This is a genomic window from Pseudomonas sp. McL0111 (assembly GCF_052567255.1).
Map to the genome: position 1 here is coordinate 4789625 of NZ_CP199585.1, position 15496 is coordinate 4805120.

The window sequence follows — 15496 nt, forward strand, 5'->3', positions numbered from 1 at the left end:
TTCGTAGGGTGGCGTACCCCAGCCCTACAGGTAGCCGTCAATGAATCCTCAAAGCCCTGGCGAGATCGAAGACGAAATTCTCAATCAAGCCGCCCTCTGGTGCATGCGTTTGCAGGAAGAAACCTGCACGAGCGAAGAGCGCCTGGCTTTTCAGGAGTGGATTCAGCTCGACCCGCGTCACGCGTTCGAATACGCCAAGATGCTTGAGATCTGGGATCTCAGTGATCAATTGCCTGCCAATCCAGGCACATCGAAAAAGCTTCTGACCGAGCCATCAGCGCGTCGTGACGGTATGCGCAAAATGTAACGCGAACGTTGAAATCCGCGTTGCCGCGCTCCATCATTCGCCATTCTTTATGGCGTACCTGCGGCTTTGCCTTTGCGCCCTGAAACCTCTCATCCATTCTGAAATTCCAGGGCCATTGATGTCATTGCCAAAAAAGTGGTTGGTGCTTGCGAGCCTGACCGCGTGCCTGCTTAGCCTTGAATCCGCCCGTGCGGCCGAACCGTTGCTGTACACCGTCGACGCGGCCCGCGCCTTGCCGGGTGAAGGTCATAGTTGGGGATTCGCTGCGCTGGAGTCGGCGCGACCGTATCTGTTTATCGCTCGACGGGAGAATGGCCTGTCGGTGTTCGATGTCGAACAGCAACGCTTGCTAAAGACCCTCGACAATTCCGCAGGTGCCAATGCCGTCGCATTCGTGCCCCGGCATAACCGCGCGTATGTCGCCAATATGGACGGCTCGCTGGGCATCGTTGACCTGGATCGTCTGCAAGTCGTGCAGCGTCTGAAGCTCGACTCGGGCAACCTCAATAATCTGCTTTACGATGCGAGCCGCGACCGGGTGATCGTCACCAGCGGTCGCCGTGGCGATCATTCGACGCTGTACCTGATCGATGCCAAAACCGACCAGTTACAAGCCTCGGTCGACCTGCCGGCTGAAAAACTCGATGGCCCGGTCATTCTCGAAAACGGCACCTTTATTGTGCCGATGCGCGATGAGGATCAAGTGGCGGTGTTGTCCGGCACAAAACTGCAACAACAGACGTTCTGGAAGTTTGACGCCTGCAAGAAGCCCGGCGCAATCGCGGTGGATGAAGCACACCAGCGTTTGTTTGTAGCCTGCCGAGGCGGCAATCCCACGCTGGTCGTCGCAGATCTGCTCACGGGCAAAGCGCTCAGCACTCTGCCGATTGGCCGTGCGGTCAATACGCTGGCTTACGATCATCAGCGCGATCAGTTGCTGGTACCCAGTGGCGCCGATGCCAGCCTGACCGTTATCCAGCGTGATCCGCTAGGGCAGTATCAAGTGCTCGGCGCGATTGGCACTCGTCCCTGGGCACACAACATGGTGCTGGATGCCAAGCGCGGGCAGGCCTATCTGCTCAGCGCGGATTTCACCCAGCCTGCCCCGAGTCAGGAACAACCCAAGCCGGACCCGGTGTTTCACGCAGGCACCTTCACCGTGCTGACGCTCAAGGCCAATTAACGATTCATTGCAGACGCTTGAGCGTTGCCCAGGCGTCTGCGGTAAATCGGTAGTTTCTGTCTGACTCTAAAAGAATCAACCCTTCGTCGCTCAGACCCGGGATACCCGCAGGCGCCCTGCTCTTTTGCGTCAGAAATCGACGGTGGCCGACAGCTGCAGCGTGCGCGGATAGCCCGGTGAGAACGCGCCATACGACGCTACGCCCGACCAGTACTCACGATCAAAGACGTTTTGCACGGTGGCGCGGAATGTCGTCGGGCGACCTTCGATTTTCGTCGCGTATCGCGCGCCGGCATCTATACGTGTCCAGGAGTCCAGTTCCTGGGTATTGGCCTGATTGACGTATTGGCTGTCGGTATAAATCGCACCGCCGGTGAGGGTGAAGCCTTCCAGCCACGGCGTGTCGTATTCGGCCCAGATATTGGCTTGCACGTCAGGCACGCCGACCGGTTTGTTGCCACGGTTCGCGGCAGTTGCCGAATCGGTCAGCTCGCCATCGAGGAAGGTCACGCCACCCATCAGGCGCGTGCCTTTGGCCACTTCGCCGAACATGCTCAGCTCCACACCACGGTTGCGTTGTTCGGCCTGTACCGAGAACACATTGCCCGCGCCCACTTCGCCGCTGGGCTTCTCGATCTGGAACAACGCCAGCGTCGTCATGAACGTACCGTGCTCATACTTGACGCCGATTTCATGTTGTCTGGACTCGTAAGGCGCAAAGGTTTCGCCGGCGTTAGCCGCAGTGCCCGGGGCGATGTCACCTTTACTCAAGCCTTCTACATAGTTGTAGTAAAGCGAGACGTCTTCCCAAGGCTTGACCACCACGCCAACCAGCGGCGATGTGGCGCTGTCGTTATAACGGGAGCTGACCGCACCCGACGCCGCATAGTTACGCGACTCGATGTCCTGACGACGCAAACCGAGGGTCAGTTGAATGCGATCATCCAGCACCGACAAGGTGTCGGTGACTGCAACGCCGGACAGTTCCGACTCGGAAACCCGCAGCACTTTTGGCGAGTTGATGTACTGCTTCGGCGCGTCAATCGGGTGGTAGATGTTCGAGCGGATTTCGGTACCGTTGTTGATGCCCCGGGACAATTCATCCTGATACCGCGTCGCCATGACCGTCGTCGTGTGCGTGACAGGCCCGGTGGCGAAGATGCCGCGAATACCGACATCGGCGGTCGAGCGATCAACGTTGAATTTGTAGTAACCCGGAATGTTGCTGGTATCGCCGGCATCGTTGAGGATTCTCGGCACCTGGTCAGACATGCGCTTGACGTCGGATTTACCGCCGCCGGCATGGGCGAATACGGTGACTGCATCGTTCAGGTCATATTCACCGCCGAGCAACGCCGACTGTTCCTTGGTGTCCGACCAGCCCCAATCCTGTGACAGGTTGGTGCGGCCGTTAGGCGCAGACGGGACATCGACGCCCGGCGCGATGGTGAACGGGCGCGAGGCGGCGTCGAAACTTTCTTTCTGGCTGATGAAATCGAGGTTCAGGCGCAGTCGCTCGCCTTGGTAATCGAGGGCGATGGCGCCGATATCGAGCGCGCGTTCCTGGTTATCAACGGCGGTGTCGCCACCTTGTGTGCTGCCGTTGAAACGCACGCCGAACTGGTTCTGGTCACCGAAACGCCGGCTGATATCCAGATGGCCGCCGACTTGTGAATCCGAAGCGTAGGTACCGGTGAACCGCGTGAGGTCTTCAGCCAATGGACGCTTGGGAACGATGTTGATCACCCCGCCAACGCCGCTGTTTGGCGAGATCCCGTACATCAGGGCGCCGGGGCCCTTGAGCACTTCGACGCGCTCGGCGTACTCGGTGAATACCCGGTAGTTGGGCGCTACGCCGTAAACACCGTCGTAGGCCAGTTCACCGATGTTGCCTTCGCCAATCGCAAAACCACGAATGAAAAACGAGTCGACGATGCCACCGGTCTGCCCCGTGGAGCGCACTGAAGGATCACGCTCCAAAGCATCAGCGACAGTCACGGTTTGCAGGTCGGCCAAGGTTTTGGCGGTGTAACTGGTTACGCTGAACGGTGTGTCCATCACGTCTTTGTTGCCCAACATACCGAGCCGCGCACCACGGGCCACCTGCCCTCCGGCCAATACTTCCGGGAGCGCGGTTGCGCTGTTGTAACGGGCATTGACGTTGGTGACATCGAGAGTCAGGCCCTCGGCGCTGGCGTCGGCCGGCGCATTGGCCGCAATGTCGGCGGCCTGATCCGCCGCGACTTCCTGCTGCTCAGGGGCTGCCGCCCAGGCATTGGCGCTTCCTGCGACCAGAACAAAATTCAGCATGGCGGTACGAATGGCGAGTGTTAACACGCGCTCACCGCAAGGTCGACTGACAACAGGCATGACGTGAGGATCCTTTCAACGAGAGAAAATGGGAATCACTCCTAATGCCAGTCGACTTGCGAAAAAGTATCACCCTCGTCCGATATTTTTATGCGGTGGTAGCTGATGCGATCACATCGTCAGCCATACAGGCAGTCCAGCGGGATCGCGACAACCGGGAGCGCCGGCTCAAATGCGTGCCGCGTGGTCTTGTACGGAAACAGCTCACCCCGGGCAATCGTGGTGAAAATCCGCGAGACCTCGAACGCCTGACCGGTCTGCCAATGCCGCACACGGACCCGCGGATCGGTGTAATCGAGCTGGATGCACGGCACCCGCTTCAAGCCCAATTGCAACGCGGCGTTGAAACGATGATTGCCGTCCATGACGATGCCTGACATGCGCTCGATGATGATCGGTTCCAGCCAATGCCCGGCCCGCGAAATCGATTCGCGGAGCATCAGCACATTGGCCGGATCGACCTGCTCGGACTGCAACACCTCAGAAAGTGGCCGCAGCGAAATCTGATAACCGTGTTCCATGGTTTGCCTCCTGATCTAAACCCGGCTCAGCAGGCTGAGGCCTTGGCCACGAGTGAGTGTTGGTCGGCGACATCGAGCAATCGTTGCGCGAGTTCAATCAGCGGCAGATCAACCATCTCGCCGTCCACCTGCACCGCGTGACTGCCATCGGCCACGGCTCGCATCACCCTGTCTGCCCAGGCCAGTTGTCGGGCGTCGGGCAGGAAAGCTTTTTGCACGGTGCTCAACTGCGCGGGATGAATACACAGCTTGGCGCCGAACCCCAGGGATCGGGCGTAATGCGACTCCTGCTTGACCACGGCCAGCTCGCTGATTGCCGGTGTCACACCGTCGATGGGCGCCGGCAGCTGCGCCGTTCGCGAAGCCAGTACGATCCGGTTGCGGGCGTACAGAAACGCTTCGGGAATCTGGCTGCAATTGATATCGAGCGAGAAATCCAGCGAGCCGAATGCAAGGCGCGCAAGCCCGGGAATCGCCGCTATCGTTTCGACCTGTTGCAGGCCTTTGGCGGTCTCGATGATGGCGACAATCTGCAATTGCGGATTCCACGCCAACAAGCGCTCGACCACTTGCGACAGGGCCTCGGGGCATTCGGCTTTGGGCAGGAAAATACCGGCGCAGCGCTCGGGATATCGCATGTCCCCAAGCCACGTCATGTCTTGGCGAAACAGTGCGCTGCTGACGCTGTTCAAGCGGATATAGCGCTGGCAGGCGACGCTCGGCGTGCGTTCCTGCCAGGCCCAGATTGCAGCGCGAGCCGCCGATTTGCTGTCCGGATGAACGGCGTCTTCCAGGTCGAGAATGATCGCATCCGGAGCGGCATCAACCGCTTTGGAAAAGCGTTCAGGACGGTTGCCCGGGACGAACAGGTAGCTGATCGGAAGCCTGGCGATGGTGTTGAGACGTTCAGTTTTCATGGAATCTCTCCTTGGCGTGCGTCAGTCGTGGTTTTTCAAAAATTTTCCGCTGTCGACAGCAAGCAAATTTCACTGCCGGCGCGGGCGGGTTTCAGCGAGCCTTAACGCCTTGTTCATCAAGGTATTAAGGGAGTTTTTAATGTCGGGACGAACGAGTACAAGAGCGTGTAAATACACGTCTCTGTACGTCGCCTCGCCAGGTGTTTATTGAAAAATATTTGAAAACCTTACTTGATAACTGTTCGCGTTCGCAATATTGTTCACGCCGCCAAGTGAAACTAATCTCGTATCAATGCGAAGCGTAATGTTCACCGGAAGTGCCCAGCAGTGATGTCATTTGAATGTCAGTTAATGGTTCTTCACAACGCAAAGGCCAGGAACTAATGGCTGACGGCTATATCCGTATAAACCTTATGGAACGGGGTTCTCATGTCAGATATTTGTGAACCATTTATTACGATCGATGGCTTAAAGTTATTTTCAGGCCTGGTCTGGCATCCGCCACCGAAGTCGAAATTCGTTTATGCCTGACGGGCAGAAAAAATAGTCCTGTTGATAGCGATCAGTTATCGATGCATCAATGGCGAGATATTCGGCGCCAGGGGTTTGCCATGCCTAATATAATTCCGACCTCAATAGACAGCTGTATTAAAGTCCATACACCCGAGATGCTCCCGCCGTTGCTGGACTCCGTTGTTTCGCAATTGATCCACAATAAATCACAGAGCTTGTTTGAGTTAGCCGCGCAGTACGGATCGCCATTTAATCTGGTGTGGCCACATGCCTTTGAGTTGAATGCGGCCGCCCTGCTTGCAGTGTTGAAACAATATAAAGTCGATTACGCTATTTTTTACGGCGCCAAGGCCAACAAGTCCCAGTGTTTACTCGAAGCGGCCAGCAATTCGGGCATCGGCGTCGATGTTTCGAGCATCCATGAACTGCACGCAGCGCTTCGTGCGGGCGTTCCGGCGCAGCGGCTATGTGCCACGGGCCCGGCCAAGACCACCGAGTTTCATCAAGCTTTGGTGGAAGGAGGATCGCTGATTTGCGTCGACTCACTGGAAGAATTCAGCCACCTGAATACTTTGCTCGAAGCACTGCCAGGCGCCGTGAAACCGAGGATTTTACTGCGTTACAGACCAAGCAGCTGTCCGAGCAGCCGATTCGGCATGGGCGCAGATGACTTGCTTGAATGCCTGCAAATTCTGACGCGAGAGCGCGACAAATTTCACTTCGAAGGTTTGCATTTCCACCTCGGCGGCTACGGATTTGAATCTCGGGCGCAAGCTTTTCGCGAGGTGACTGCGTTCATCACCGCCGCAAGGGAAATGGGTTTGAACCCGAGCATGATCGATATTGGCGGTGGTTTGCCGATGCGTTATGTCGAACCACAGACGTACAGTAATTTCTTGCAGAATGACAATGTAGCCAGTCATTACTACAACGGCTGCGTCCCCGGCTCTTATTACCCTTATGGCAGTAGCCTGACGGCGTGTCAGTGGTTGACGTTATTCCTTGAGGCCGAACATTCGCCGGGACAATCCATCGCGAATTACTTGAAATCAAACAACATTACACTTGCGCTAGAACCCGGGCGCAGTCTGGTGGATCAAGCGGCAATATCGGTGTTTCGGGTGACGCGCACCAAGCAGCTCGCTGAAAACAAGACCGTCATTTTTATTGAAGGCAGTAGTTTCAGCGCTTGTGAAACATGGTTTTCGTCGGAGTATCTGGTTGATCCGATATTGATCAGTGCTGAACATTCGCCACATAAACCGATGCAGGCTTACATTGCCGGCCATAGCTGTCTGGATGACGACGTCATCACCCACCGACTGATCAACTTCAATTGCACACCAAACGCTGGCGATCTATTGGTATATGCCAATACCGCCGGGTATCAGATGGACTTGCTGGAAAATGAATTCCATCGCCACCCCCTGCCCCAACGAATAAAAGCCACCTGTTGTACGGAAGGTAATTACGCATTCTCACCTGACTACTGAAAGGGAATACTTCATATGATACTGAATAAAGTTTCAGACCTTATTGGTAACACTCCAATGTTGGGTATTGATATTCCGGATACCAACGCCCGACTGTTGTTGAAGATCGAGAAGAACAATCCCGGTGGCAGCATAAAAGACCGCATGGCACGCAATATGGTGTTGGGCGCGCTCAAGTCGGGTCGCCTGAAACCCGGTGGTGTGGTGGTCGAATCGTCTTCGGGCAATACCGGCATCGGTCTGGCCATGGCCGCCGTTGAGTTCGGTCTGCAATTCATTGCCGTGGTCGATCACCACGCAGCTCAGGACAAGATCGCGGTGATGAAGGCATTGGGCGCCGACATTCGGTTTGTCGCCGGCACCTACCGCGAAGATGAAGTCGCCGTGGTCGAGCGTCAGCGCCTGGCGGCTGAACTCGCGCAGCAGATCCCCGGCGCAGTGTTCATGAACCAATCCGATAACGCCGCCAACGCTGGCGGTTACAGCGATTTTGTCCGCGAAACCATCGCCCAGTCAGCAGGCTCCATCGGCGCCTATGTCGGTTGCGTCGGAACTGGCGGCTCGATGACCGGCATCGCTCGCGGTCTTAAACAGCACAACCCGGACACAGTCACCGTCGCCGTTGAACCGGCCGGTTCAATCGTCTTCGGCCACCCCGGTTATCCGTACTACCAATCGGGTACCGGCACGCCCGCAGGTGACACCGTCGGCCTGGTGCTCGACTACAGCTGCATCGATCTCGGCGTGCAGGTGACCGATTCGCAAGCCTTCGAAACGGCTCGATACATCGCGCGCAACCTGGCATTGCTGGTTGGCGGATCAACCGGTGGTGCGATCTTCAAGGCACTGGAACTGATCCACAAAGGCGTGCTGACCGGCAATGTCGTGGTGCCGATTGCCGATGGCGGCGAAAAGTATCTGCACACCGTGTTCAACGAGAACTGGCTGCAAGAGCGCGACTTGCTCGACCCGAGTGTCGCCCCGCAACTGGATAACTGGCTGGGCAAGACTCAATGGCTGGAATCCAGTTCTGCGCCACTGCAATTGAGCGTCGCATAACCCTCCTCCCACACAGGAACGCCTCTCGATGAAACTGCTGAAAGTCGCCATCTGTGGCGGTGGCAGAACCGGACACCTTAATGCCGTCCTGTTCAAACAGATCCCCGATGTTCAGGTTTCGATGCTCACCAGCAACCTTGAAATCATTGAGCAACATGCCCGTCAGACACCGATGCAGGCATTGTTGCCGGACGGCTCGACACTGAGCGCACGACTGGATCGGGTCACCACCGATGCCAAAACTGCCGTCGAGGATGCCGACATCGTCATCATCACCGTCCCGGCGCATGCCCGACCGCAAACCCTGCAAGCCATCGAACCGCATCTGGCCACCGGCAAACCGGTTTACGTCGGTGCCATTCCGGGGTTCTGCGGCTTCGACTGGCTGGCCGAAGCGCAATTGACCGAACGTCCGAACGTGGTGATCTGGGGAATGAAAGATGTCCCGCACACCGCGTTTGATCTGAAACCCGGGCTGTCGATCAAGATGGGCGGCGGCAAGAGTCAGCTGTATGTCGCAATGCATGCCCGTGAATCGCAGGCATCCCGCGAGCACCTGCAAGACATGCTCACCCTGCTTTACGGGCCGTGCGTGACGATGCTCGACAACTACCTCGAAATCACCCTGACACCGGGCAATCCGATCATGCACAGCTCGGTGATTTACGGGTTGATCGGCCCTTATGGACAGTGGCATCGCAAGATTTTCCCGCAGCGCATGTGCTGGTGGACCGAGTGCCCCGAGCTGGGCGCGTATTTCCTTGAACGCATGGATCAGGAAAGCCAGGACCTGTGCGCGGTCATCAGCCAGCGTATGGGCGTCGATCTGTCTTCGGTGAAATCCCTCAAGCAGGAAATTGTCGAGGCGTACGGCGAGCAGATTCGCGACCAGAGCAGCATGCTGGCGATTCTGCGGACCAATCAGGCCTACAACGACATCCTCGCGCCCATGGTGCCCGCCGATGACAACCGCGCCGGTTATGTGATCGAGCGTGAAAGCCGCGCCTTCAATGAAGACGTCGCCTACGGCCTGGTGCTGCTGGTGGAAATGGCCCGGCGTTTCGACCTCAAGGTGCCTTACATCGAAGAAGTCCTGCAGTGGAGCGTTGGCTACATGCAAGGCCTGCGCGACTCGGCCCTCGATTACTTTCCAAGCCATTGGCCACGCCCGGCAAACGCCGCCGCTTGATTTCTCAATTCAATTTTCGACGAGCAGACCGCTGATATGGATGACTTCAAGACACTGATCGCCTACTCCCGCAAGAACGCCATGCGCCGCTTGATTCGCTGCCTTTTTGCCGAAAACATCCTCGACCGTGCGGCCCTGAGCTTTGCCGTCGAGGGCAACCGGGCGACGTACCCGCTCAAGTCCGGCCGCGCGCATCTGGCCTTTTCCGACATCAGCAAAGGCCCGGCCGACACCGTGGTCAATGAGGGTGACGTGGTGCTGATCACCGATGAAGGCGTACGCCAGAGCATCACCAGCCATCAGGACATGCTCGACGTGCTGCGCGACAGCTTCGACTTTGAACCCACCGACGAAGGCGTCGCCGGGCTCAAGTCCGACATGGAAAACAGCCTGACCAATGACGCGCACGCCCGTCAGCATCGCCAGCAGTGGAACGCCCGACTGCATCAGGCGGCCAAGGATCAGGGACTCGATAGCTTCACCGACTACCTGCGCAAACATGCCAAGACCAAGGACGCGGCTATCCTGCTGGATCAATGGGGTTCGCTGGAAGGCCATCCGTACTACCCGACGTGGAAGTCGCGCCCGGGGCTGACTGATGAGGAAGTCGAGCAACTGTCCCCCGAGTTCAACGCGCAGGTGCCGTTGCGCATTGCGGCGTTGCGTGCCGACAACGCGAAAAGCGAAAGCATGCCGCACGTAACCAGTTACCACGACTGGTTCGCCAGCAATTTCCCGGTGCAATGGGAGCAATGGAAAGCCTCGCTTAACAGCAAAGGGCTGGATGAACGCCAATGGCTGCCGCTACCGATTCACGCCTGGCACTTGCAGGCTTTCGTCCTCAAGACGTTTGCCGCCGAGATTGAAGAAGGCATCCTGATCACCGACGGCCCCGACATCGTCACCCTGCCGACCATGTCTTATCGCACGATGATGCCGGTGCTGGACGACTGCGCGCCGCTGATCAAACTGCCGATTGCGGTGTGGATGACCAGCGAACTGCGCAGTCTGCAAGCCAAGTCGATTCACATGGGGCCGCGCATCAGTACGGTAATCAGCCAGATTCTCGCGGCTGAAAACGGCTTTGATCAGCGCCTGGAGATTTTCCCCGAGGAAATCGGTGTTCGCTATAAAAACGCAGTCACCCAGGACGATGCGCCCGGGCGGCATTTGTCGGTGGTCTATCGTGCCAGTCAGCAAGCGTTCGAACGCAGTGACGATTGCCTGCCGATTACCGTGGCCTCATTGTTCACCCGCTTGCCTGGAAATGGTCGGCCACTGTTTACCGATCTGATCGAGCGCGACGGTGTACGGGCCAGTGCCGCAAACGTCGAGAGCTGGTTTCGCGAGTACGCCAAAGTCGTCACTCATCCGGTGGTGGCGATCTACTTGATGTACGGCGTCGGGCTTGAGGCGCATCAGCAAAACACCATGGTGCTGTTTGCTCCCGATGGCAAAGCACGTAGTCTGCTGATCCGTGATTTTGGCGATGGCCGCACTTACGCGCCGCTGTTGGAGGCGCGCGGCTACACGCTACAGCCGCATGTTCAGCCCGGTATCCTGCCGACTGTATTCGTCGGAGATATCGAGCCGGTGCGCATGTTTGTGCTCGACGCGGCATTCCTTACCCACCTGCACGAAATGGCGTTGTGGCTGACGAAAGAATACGGTCTGGACAACAATCGCATGTGGGAAGTGTTGCGTGAGGAAACCGAAAACGCCTTCGCCGCTGTGCGTGAGCGTGTCTCGCCAGCGCTGTGGGAAGTCGAACGCAAAGCGTTCATTCAGGACCCGTGGCCAACCCGGTCGTTGTTGCGCATGCATTTGATGCAGTACTCCAACTATCGTTTACAGCACACCCTGACCAACCCGCTCGACGCCGTTTAACCACCGAGGCTGACTCATGTCCCATGCAGGTGCCATCCAGGGTTCGAGAGTAAGAATCCTGATTTATCTTCTATTTGCCATTCAGCTCATCTCGATGGGCGCGATGGAAATGAGCGGGCCGTTCTGGCCCGTCCACCTGCGTGGGCTGACCGACTCGGAGTCAGTTTTCAGTTTCGCCAGCATCGCCGTGTACGTCGGGCCAATGCTGGGCATTATTCTGACCAGCGCATTCTGGGGCCGTATCGGCGATCGTTACGGCCACAAATTGATGATGATCCGCGCCCTCGCCGGTTTGTCCTTGACCCAGCTTGGGCTGGCCCTGTTCAGCGATATCTGGATCATCCTGATCCTGCGGTTTCTGCAAGGTGCGTTTGCCGGGTATATCGCGCCGGCACAGGCTTACGGCGTCAGTATCGAAGCGCCTTCGCGAAGGGCGCGGCTGTTTGCGATTCTGCAGATATCGACCAACGTCGGCTCGCTGCTGGGAGCGGTTGTTGGCGGCCTGATCCTCGATTACGCGACGTTCTTCTGGATCAACATTATCGCCTCGGTGCTGTGCGCCATTTGTACCGTGGTGGCGGCCGTGACGTTGCCGGATGTGCCACCAGTGAAAAAAGCCCCGGTGGCCGATAACGCGGCGCCGCCCTCTCGTTCCGGCAGTCTCTGGCAGGGTTCACCGTTGCTCTCGCTGCTGGGCGTCATGGGCATTCTGTTGCTGGCGCGGATGCTTCCGCAGACCTCGTTCTCGCTGTACGTCAGTTCGATTTTCGAGGTCAGCAACTCGGTGGTCGGCCTGTGCTACGGCTTACTCGCACTGGGTTTCATTCTCTCGGCAACGGCCTGGTCGCGTTACTTCGAGCATCGAACCCAACAGGAAACCCTGCAACGCATCACCTACATCGTCATTGGTTGCATCGCCCTGACCGCCGTGGCCGGCATCACCCGAAATCCGCTGGTGTTCGTCATTGCCTACTTCATTTGGGGCGTGCTGCTGGGTGCCACGACGCCGGTGCTGATGGCGTTGATCTCAAAAACCGCCGACAGCTCGCAACAAGGTCATGTTCTGGGCATTGCCCAAGGCACCGCGCAGTTCGCTTCGATTGCCGGGATCTCAGCCGGTGGTTTGCTCAGTCAGGTTTATGGCTTGCAATACACTTACCTGTTCGTGTGTCTGGCGTACGTGCTCGCGTTGATTCCCATTGTCGCGCTGCGCTTCTGGCCGGTGGCCATGCAACCCAGCCCCGCTCCGCCCGGGGATTGATCAAGGAACTGCGTTTTGAACATTGAACAATTGCGCGCCGACACGCCGGCAGTCGAGCAACTGATCCACTTCAATAACGCCGGCGCAGCGCTGATGCCCAAACCGGTGATCGAGGTCATGACCCGCCAACTGCAACTTGAGGCGCAACTGGGTGGCTATGAAGCGGCGGCGCAGCATTTGCCGGAACTGGAAAACGTCTATGGCGCCATTGGCCGCTTGATCAATGCCTGCCCTGACGAAATTGCAGTGATCGAAAACGCCACCCGAGCCTGGGACATGGCGTTCTATTCACTGCCGCTGCAAGCCGGCGATGTGGTGCTGACGTCGACCACCGAATACGCCGGTAACTACATTCCCTACCTGCAATTGAAAAAGCGCCGCGGCATCGAAATCAGGATCATCCCCAACGATGAACAGGGGCAGGTCTCACTGTCGGCCCTGAAAGATATGCTCGGCGATGATCGGGTCGCGCTGGTGTCTTTGCCGGTGATCGCCACCAACGGCGGGCCGGTGCAGCCTATCGAGCAGATTGGTGCACTGGCCCGGGCCGCAGGGGTGCTGTTTTTGCTCGACGCCTGCCAGGGTGTCGGGCAGATGCCGATCGATGTGCAGAAAATCGGTTGCCATATGCTCGCCGCCACCAGCCGCAAATACCTGCGTGGGCCGAGGGGCATGGGATTTTTGTATGTCGAAAAGTCGCTGTGTCAGAACCTGGAACCGGCGTTTCTTGACCTGCATGCTGCCTCGCTGCTGACCCCGGAGACCTTCAAGATTCGTGAGGACGCCCGGCGCTTTGAAAACTGGGAATGCAACGTAGTGGCCAAACTGGGCCTGGGTGCTGCGGTGGATTACGCACTGGCGCAAGGCCTCGAACCGATGTGGCAGCGCATTCAGCATTTGGCGGCGTATTTGCGTGATCGGCTCGGCGAGGTTGCCGGTATCAAACCCACGGATTCGGGCATCATCAAGTCCGGTATCGTCACATTCACCTGTCAGGGCAGCAGCGCCGTGCAAGTGCAGCAATGGCTGGCGGCACGGGACAAACGGATCAACGTCAGCACCTCGACGTTCCGTTCGACCATGCTTGATATGCAACAACGCAACCTGCTTGAAGTCAGTCGCGCATCGCTGCACGCCTACAACACCGAGGCTGAAATCGACGAGATGATTGAAGCATTGCTGCGCATGCCACGAAGCTGACACGCGATACCGAATCGCGCTTGCGCGGCGCAGGCGTTGTCAATTAGCATTGGGAATACTTCTCAATTGCACAAAACAATTGCCATGAGCGAATCTCTTCCCGCGAATAACCACAATCATCTGCGCGTGATCGAAGACCTGTACAGCGGCCATCACGGCTGGCTGTACGCCACGCTCAGGAAAAAACTCGGCAACGCCATGGATGCGGCGGATCTGGCGCAAGACACCTTCACCCGCATCCTCGCCTCGCAGGTCACCGTCATCGAGCAGCCACGGGCTTACTTGAGCTGTGTGGCCAAGGGCATTCTGATCAACTGGTATCAGCGCAAGGCGCTGGAGCGCGCCTACCTCGATGCCCTTGCGCATCTGCCTGCGCCGGAAGTGCCTTCGCCAGAGTTGCGTTTCATGGTTCTGGAAACCCTGCACGAGATCGATGCGATGCTCGACGCCCTGCCGCCACTGGTCAAGCGTGCGTTCCTGTTGTCGCAGATCAGCGGCTTGAAGTACGACGATATCGCCGAGCAATTGAATGTGTCGCTGATCACCGTCAAGCGCTACATGAAACAAGCCTTCGTGCAGTGCCTGATGCTGGTGGAATAAATGTTCGCTCGCCGCAATGAACCACCGCTCGACCCCAAGGTTCTCGAAGAAGCCGCCGAATGGCTGATGCGCTTGAGTGAAAACGATCTCAGCGACACCGAGCATGCCGAATGGGAGTGCTGGAAAGTCAGCTCGCCGGAGCGCAATCGCGCATGGTCGCGGGCACAACTGCTGCAAAGCAAACTCGGCGGCCTGCCCCCTTCCCTGGCGATGTCGGCGCTGGACCGTCCGAGCAATCCGGAACGTCGTGCGGCGCTTGGCAAACTGGCGATGATTCTTGCAGTGCTGCCAGCTGGCTGGGGCAGCTGGAAACTCGCGGAGTCGCAGCAATGGACCGCCGATTACCGCACGGCGGTGGGCCAGCGCCGCGAGTTGACCCTGGCCGACGGCTCACGCATCACGCTCAATACCGACACCGCCATCGACGTGCTGTTCGATGCCAATCAACGGCTGATCAACTTGCGCGAAGGCGAAATACTGGTCGAGACCGCGCCAGACGCCGCACCGCTGCCACGACCGTTTCTGGTCAGTACCCGCCAAGGCCGAATGCAAGCCTTGGGCACGCGATTTACCGTTCGCGAACTTCAGCCCCGCACCCATCTCGCCGTGCTTGAAGGCGCGGTAAGAGTGGTGCTGGCAGACAGCGGGCAAACCGCCCCGCTGATCGTCAATGCCGGGCAACGTACCGATTTTTCCTCACAAGACTTTGGCCAGGTGAGCCTGACGGATCGCTACGTCGGCGCCTGGACGCAAGGCATGTTGATGGCGGACAAGATGCGCCTCGCCGACTTCGTCGCGGAGCTGGCGCGCTACCGCCGAGGGTTCGTACGTTGCGACCCGGCGATTGGAGACCTGCGCATTTCCGGGGCGTACCCGATCAGCGATACCCAGCGCACGCTCAACATGCTGACGCAAACCTACCCGGTCCTTGTCTCTGGCCACCTGAGTGGCTATTGGGTGACGCTGTCGCCCGCCTGATCTGAAAAAGCTGCGCAG

Annotated in this window: 13 protein-coding genes; 10 read left to right on the top strand and 3 right to left on the bottom strand. The window is 58.1% G+C overall.

The window, feature by feature from the left end; all coding sequences use genetic code 11:
- Positions 1-40: 40 nt before the first annotated feature.
- The gene (locus tag ACTWLJ_RS21825; protein WP_445178397.1) at positions 41-307 is read left to right on the top strand and encodes a FecR/PupR family sigma factor regulator; all 267 of its coding nucleotides are present in this window, start codon (positions 41-43) and stop codon (positions 305-307) included.
- Between the two features lie 118 nt (positions 308-425).
- Positions 426-1490 carry a hypothetical protein gene (locus ACTWLJ_RS21830; protein ID WP_445178398.1) on the top strand — a complete coding sequence of 355 codons (1065 nt, stop codon included), beginning with the start codon at positions 426-428 and terminating at the stop codon, positions 1488-1490.
- A gap of 129 nt (positions 1491-1619) precedes the next feature.
- Here ACTWLJ_RS21830 and ACTWLJ_RS21835 read toward each other — a convergent pair whose 3' ends face one another.
- From ACTWLJ_RS21835 to ACTWLJ_RS21845, 3 genes are all read right to left on the bottom strand, one after another.
- Positions 1620-3860, bottom strand: a complete 2241-nt coding sequence (locus ACTWLJ_RS21835) for a TonB-dependent receptor (protein WP_445178399.1) — start codon at positions 3858-3860, stop codon at positions 1620-1622.
- A gap of 119 nt (positions 3861-3979) precedes the next feature.
- Positions 3980-4381: a transcriptional regulator gene (locus ACTWLJ_RS21840; protein WP_445178400.1), complete on the bottom strand. Its 402-nt coding sequence runs from the start codon at positions 4379-4381 to the stop codon at positions 3980-3982.
- 26 nt (positions 4382-4407) lie between these two features.
- A complete protein-coding gene (locus tag ACTWLJ_RS21845) occupies positions 4408-5298 on the bottom strand; it encodes an HpcH/HpaI aldolase/citrate lyase family protein (protein ID WP_445178401.1) in 891 nt (296 codons plus the stop codon).
- 611 nt (positions 5299-5909) lie between these two features.
- Between ACTWLJ_RS21845 and ACTWLJ_RS21850 the strand changes: the two genes are divergently transcribed.
- The 8 genes from ACTWLJ_RS21850 to ACTWLJ_RS21885 all read left to right on the top strand — a co-directional run bounded on the left by ACTWLJ_RS21850 (position 5910) and on the right by ACTWLJ_RS21885 (position 15478).
- On the top strand, positions 5910-7304 hold the full coding sequence (locus ACTWLJ_RS21850) for a Y4yA family PLP-dependent enzyme (RefSeq protein ID WP_445178402.1): 1395 nt from the start codon (positions 5910-5912) through the stop codon (positions 7302-7304).
- 15 nt (positions 7305-7319) lie between these two features.
- The gene (locus ACTWLJ_RS21855) at positions 7320-8363 is read left to right on the top strand and encodes a PLP-dependent cysteine synthase family protein (protein WP_445178403.1); all 1044 of its coding nucleotides are present in this window, start codon (positions 7320-7322) and stop codon (positions 8361-8363) included.
- Between the two features lie 28 nt (positions 8364-8391).
- On the top strand, positions 8392-9552 hold the full coding sequence (locus tag ACTWLJ_RS21860) for an NAD/NADP octopine/nopaline dehydrogenase family protein (protein WP_445178404.1): 1161 nt from the start codon (positions 8392-8394) through the stop codon (positions 9550-9552).
- A gap of 36 nt (positions 9553-9588) precedes the next feature.
- A complete protein-coding gene (locus ACTWLJ_RS21865) occupies positions 9589-11439 on the top strand; it encodes an IucA/IucC family protein (RefSeq protein WP_445178405.1) in 1851 nt (616 codons plus the stop codon).
- 16 nt (positions 11440-11455) lie between these two features.
- Positions 11456-12700: an MFS transporter gene (locus ACTWLJ_RS21870; RefSeq protein WP_445178406.1), complete on the top strand. Its 1245-nt coding sequence runs from the start codon at positions 11456-11458 to the stop codon at positions 12698-12700.
- 15 nt (positions 12701-12715) lie between these two features.
- Positions 12716-13900, top strand: coding sequence for an aminotransferase class V-fold PLP-dependent enzyme (locus ACTWLJ_RS21875; RefSeq protein WP_445178407.1), 1185 nt, complete (start codon positions 12716-12718; stop codon positions 13898-13900).
- An 84-nt stretch (positions 13901-13984) separates the two neighbouring features.
- Positions 13985-14500 carry a sigma-70 family RNA polymerase sigma factor gene (locus ACTWLJ_RS21880; protein WP_401208352.1) on the top strand — a complete coding sequence of 172 codons (516 nt, stop codon included), beginning with the start codon at positions 13985-13987 and terminating at the stop codon, positions 14498-14500.
- A complete protein-coding gene (locus ACTWLJ_RS21885; RefSeq protein WP_445178408.1) occupies positions 14501-15478 on the top strand; it encodes a FecR domain-containing protein in 978 nt (325 codons plus the stop codon).
- The last annotated feature ends 18 nt before the right edge of the window (positions 15479-15496 follow it).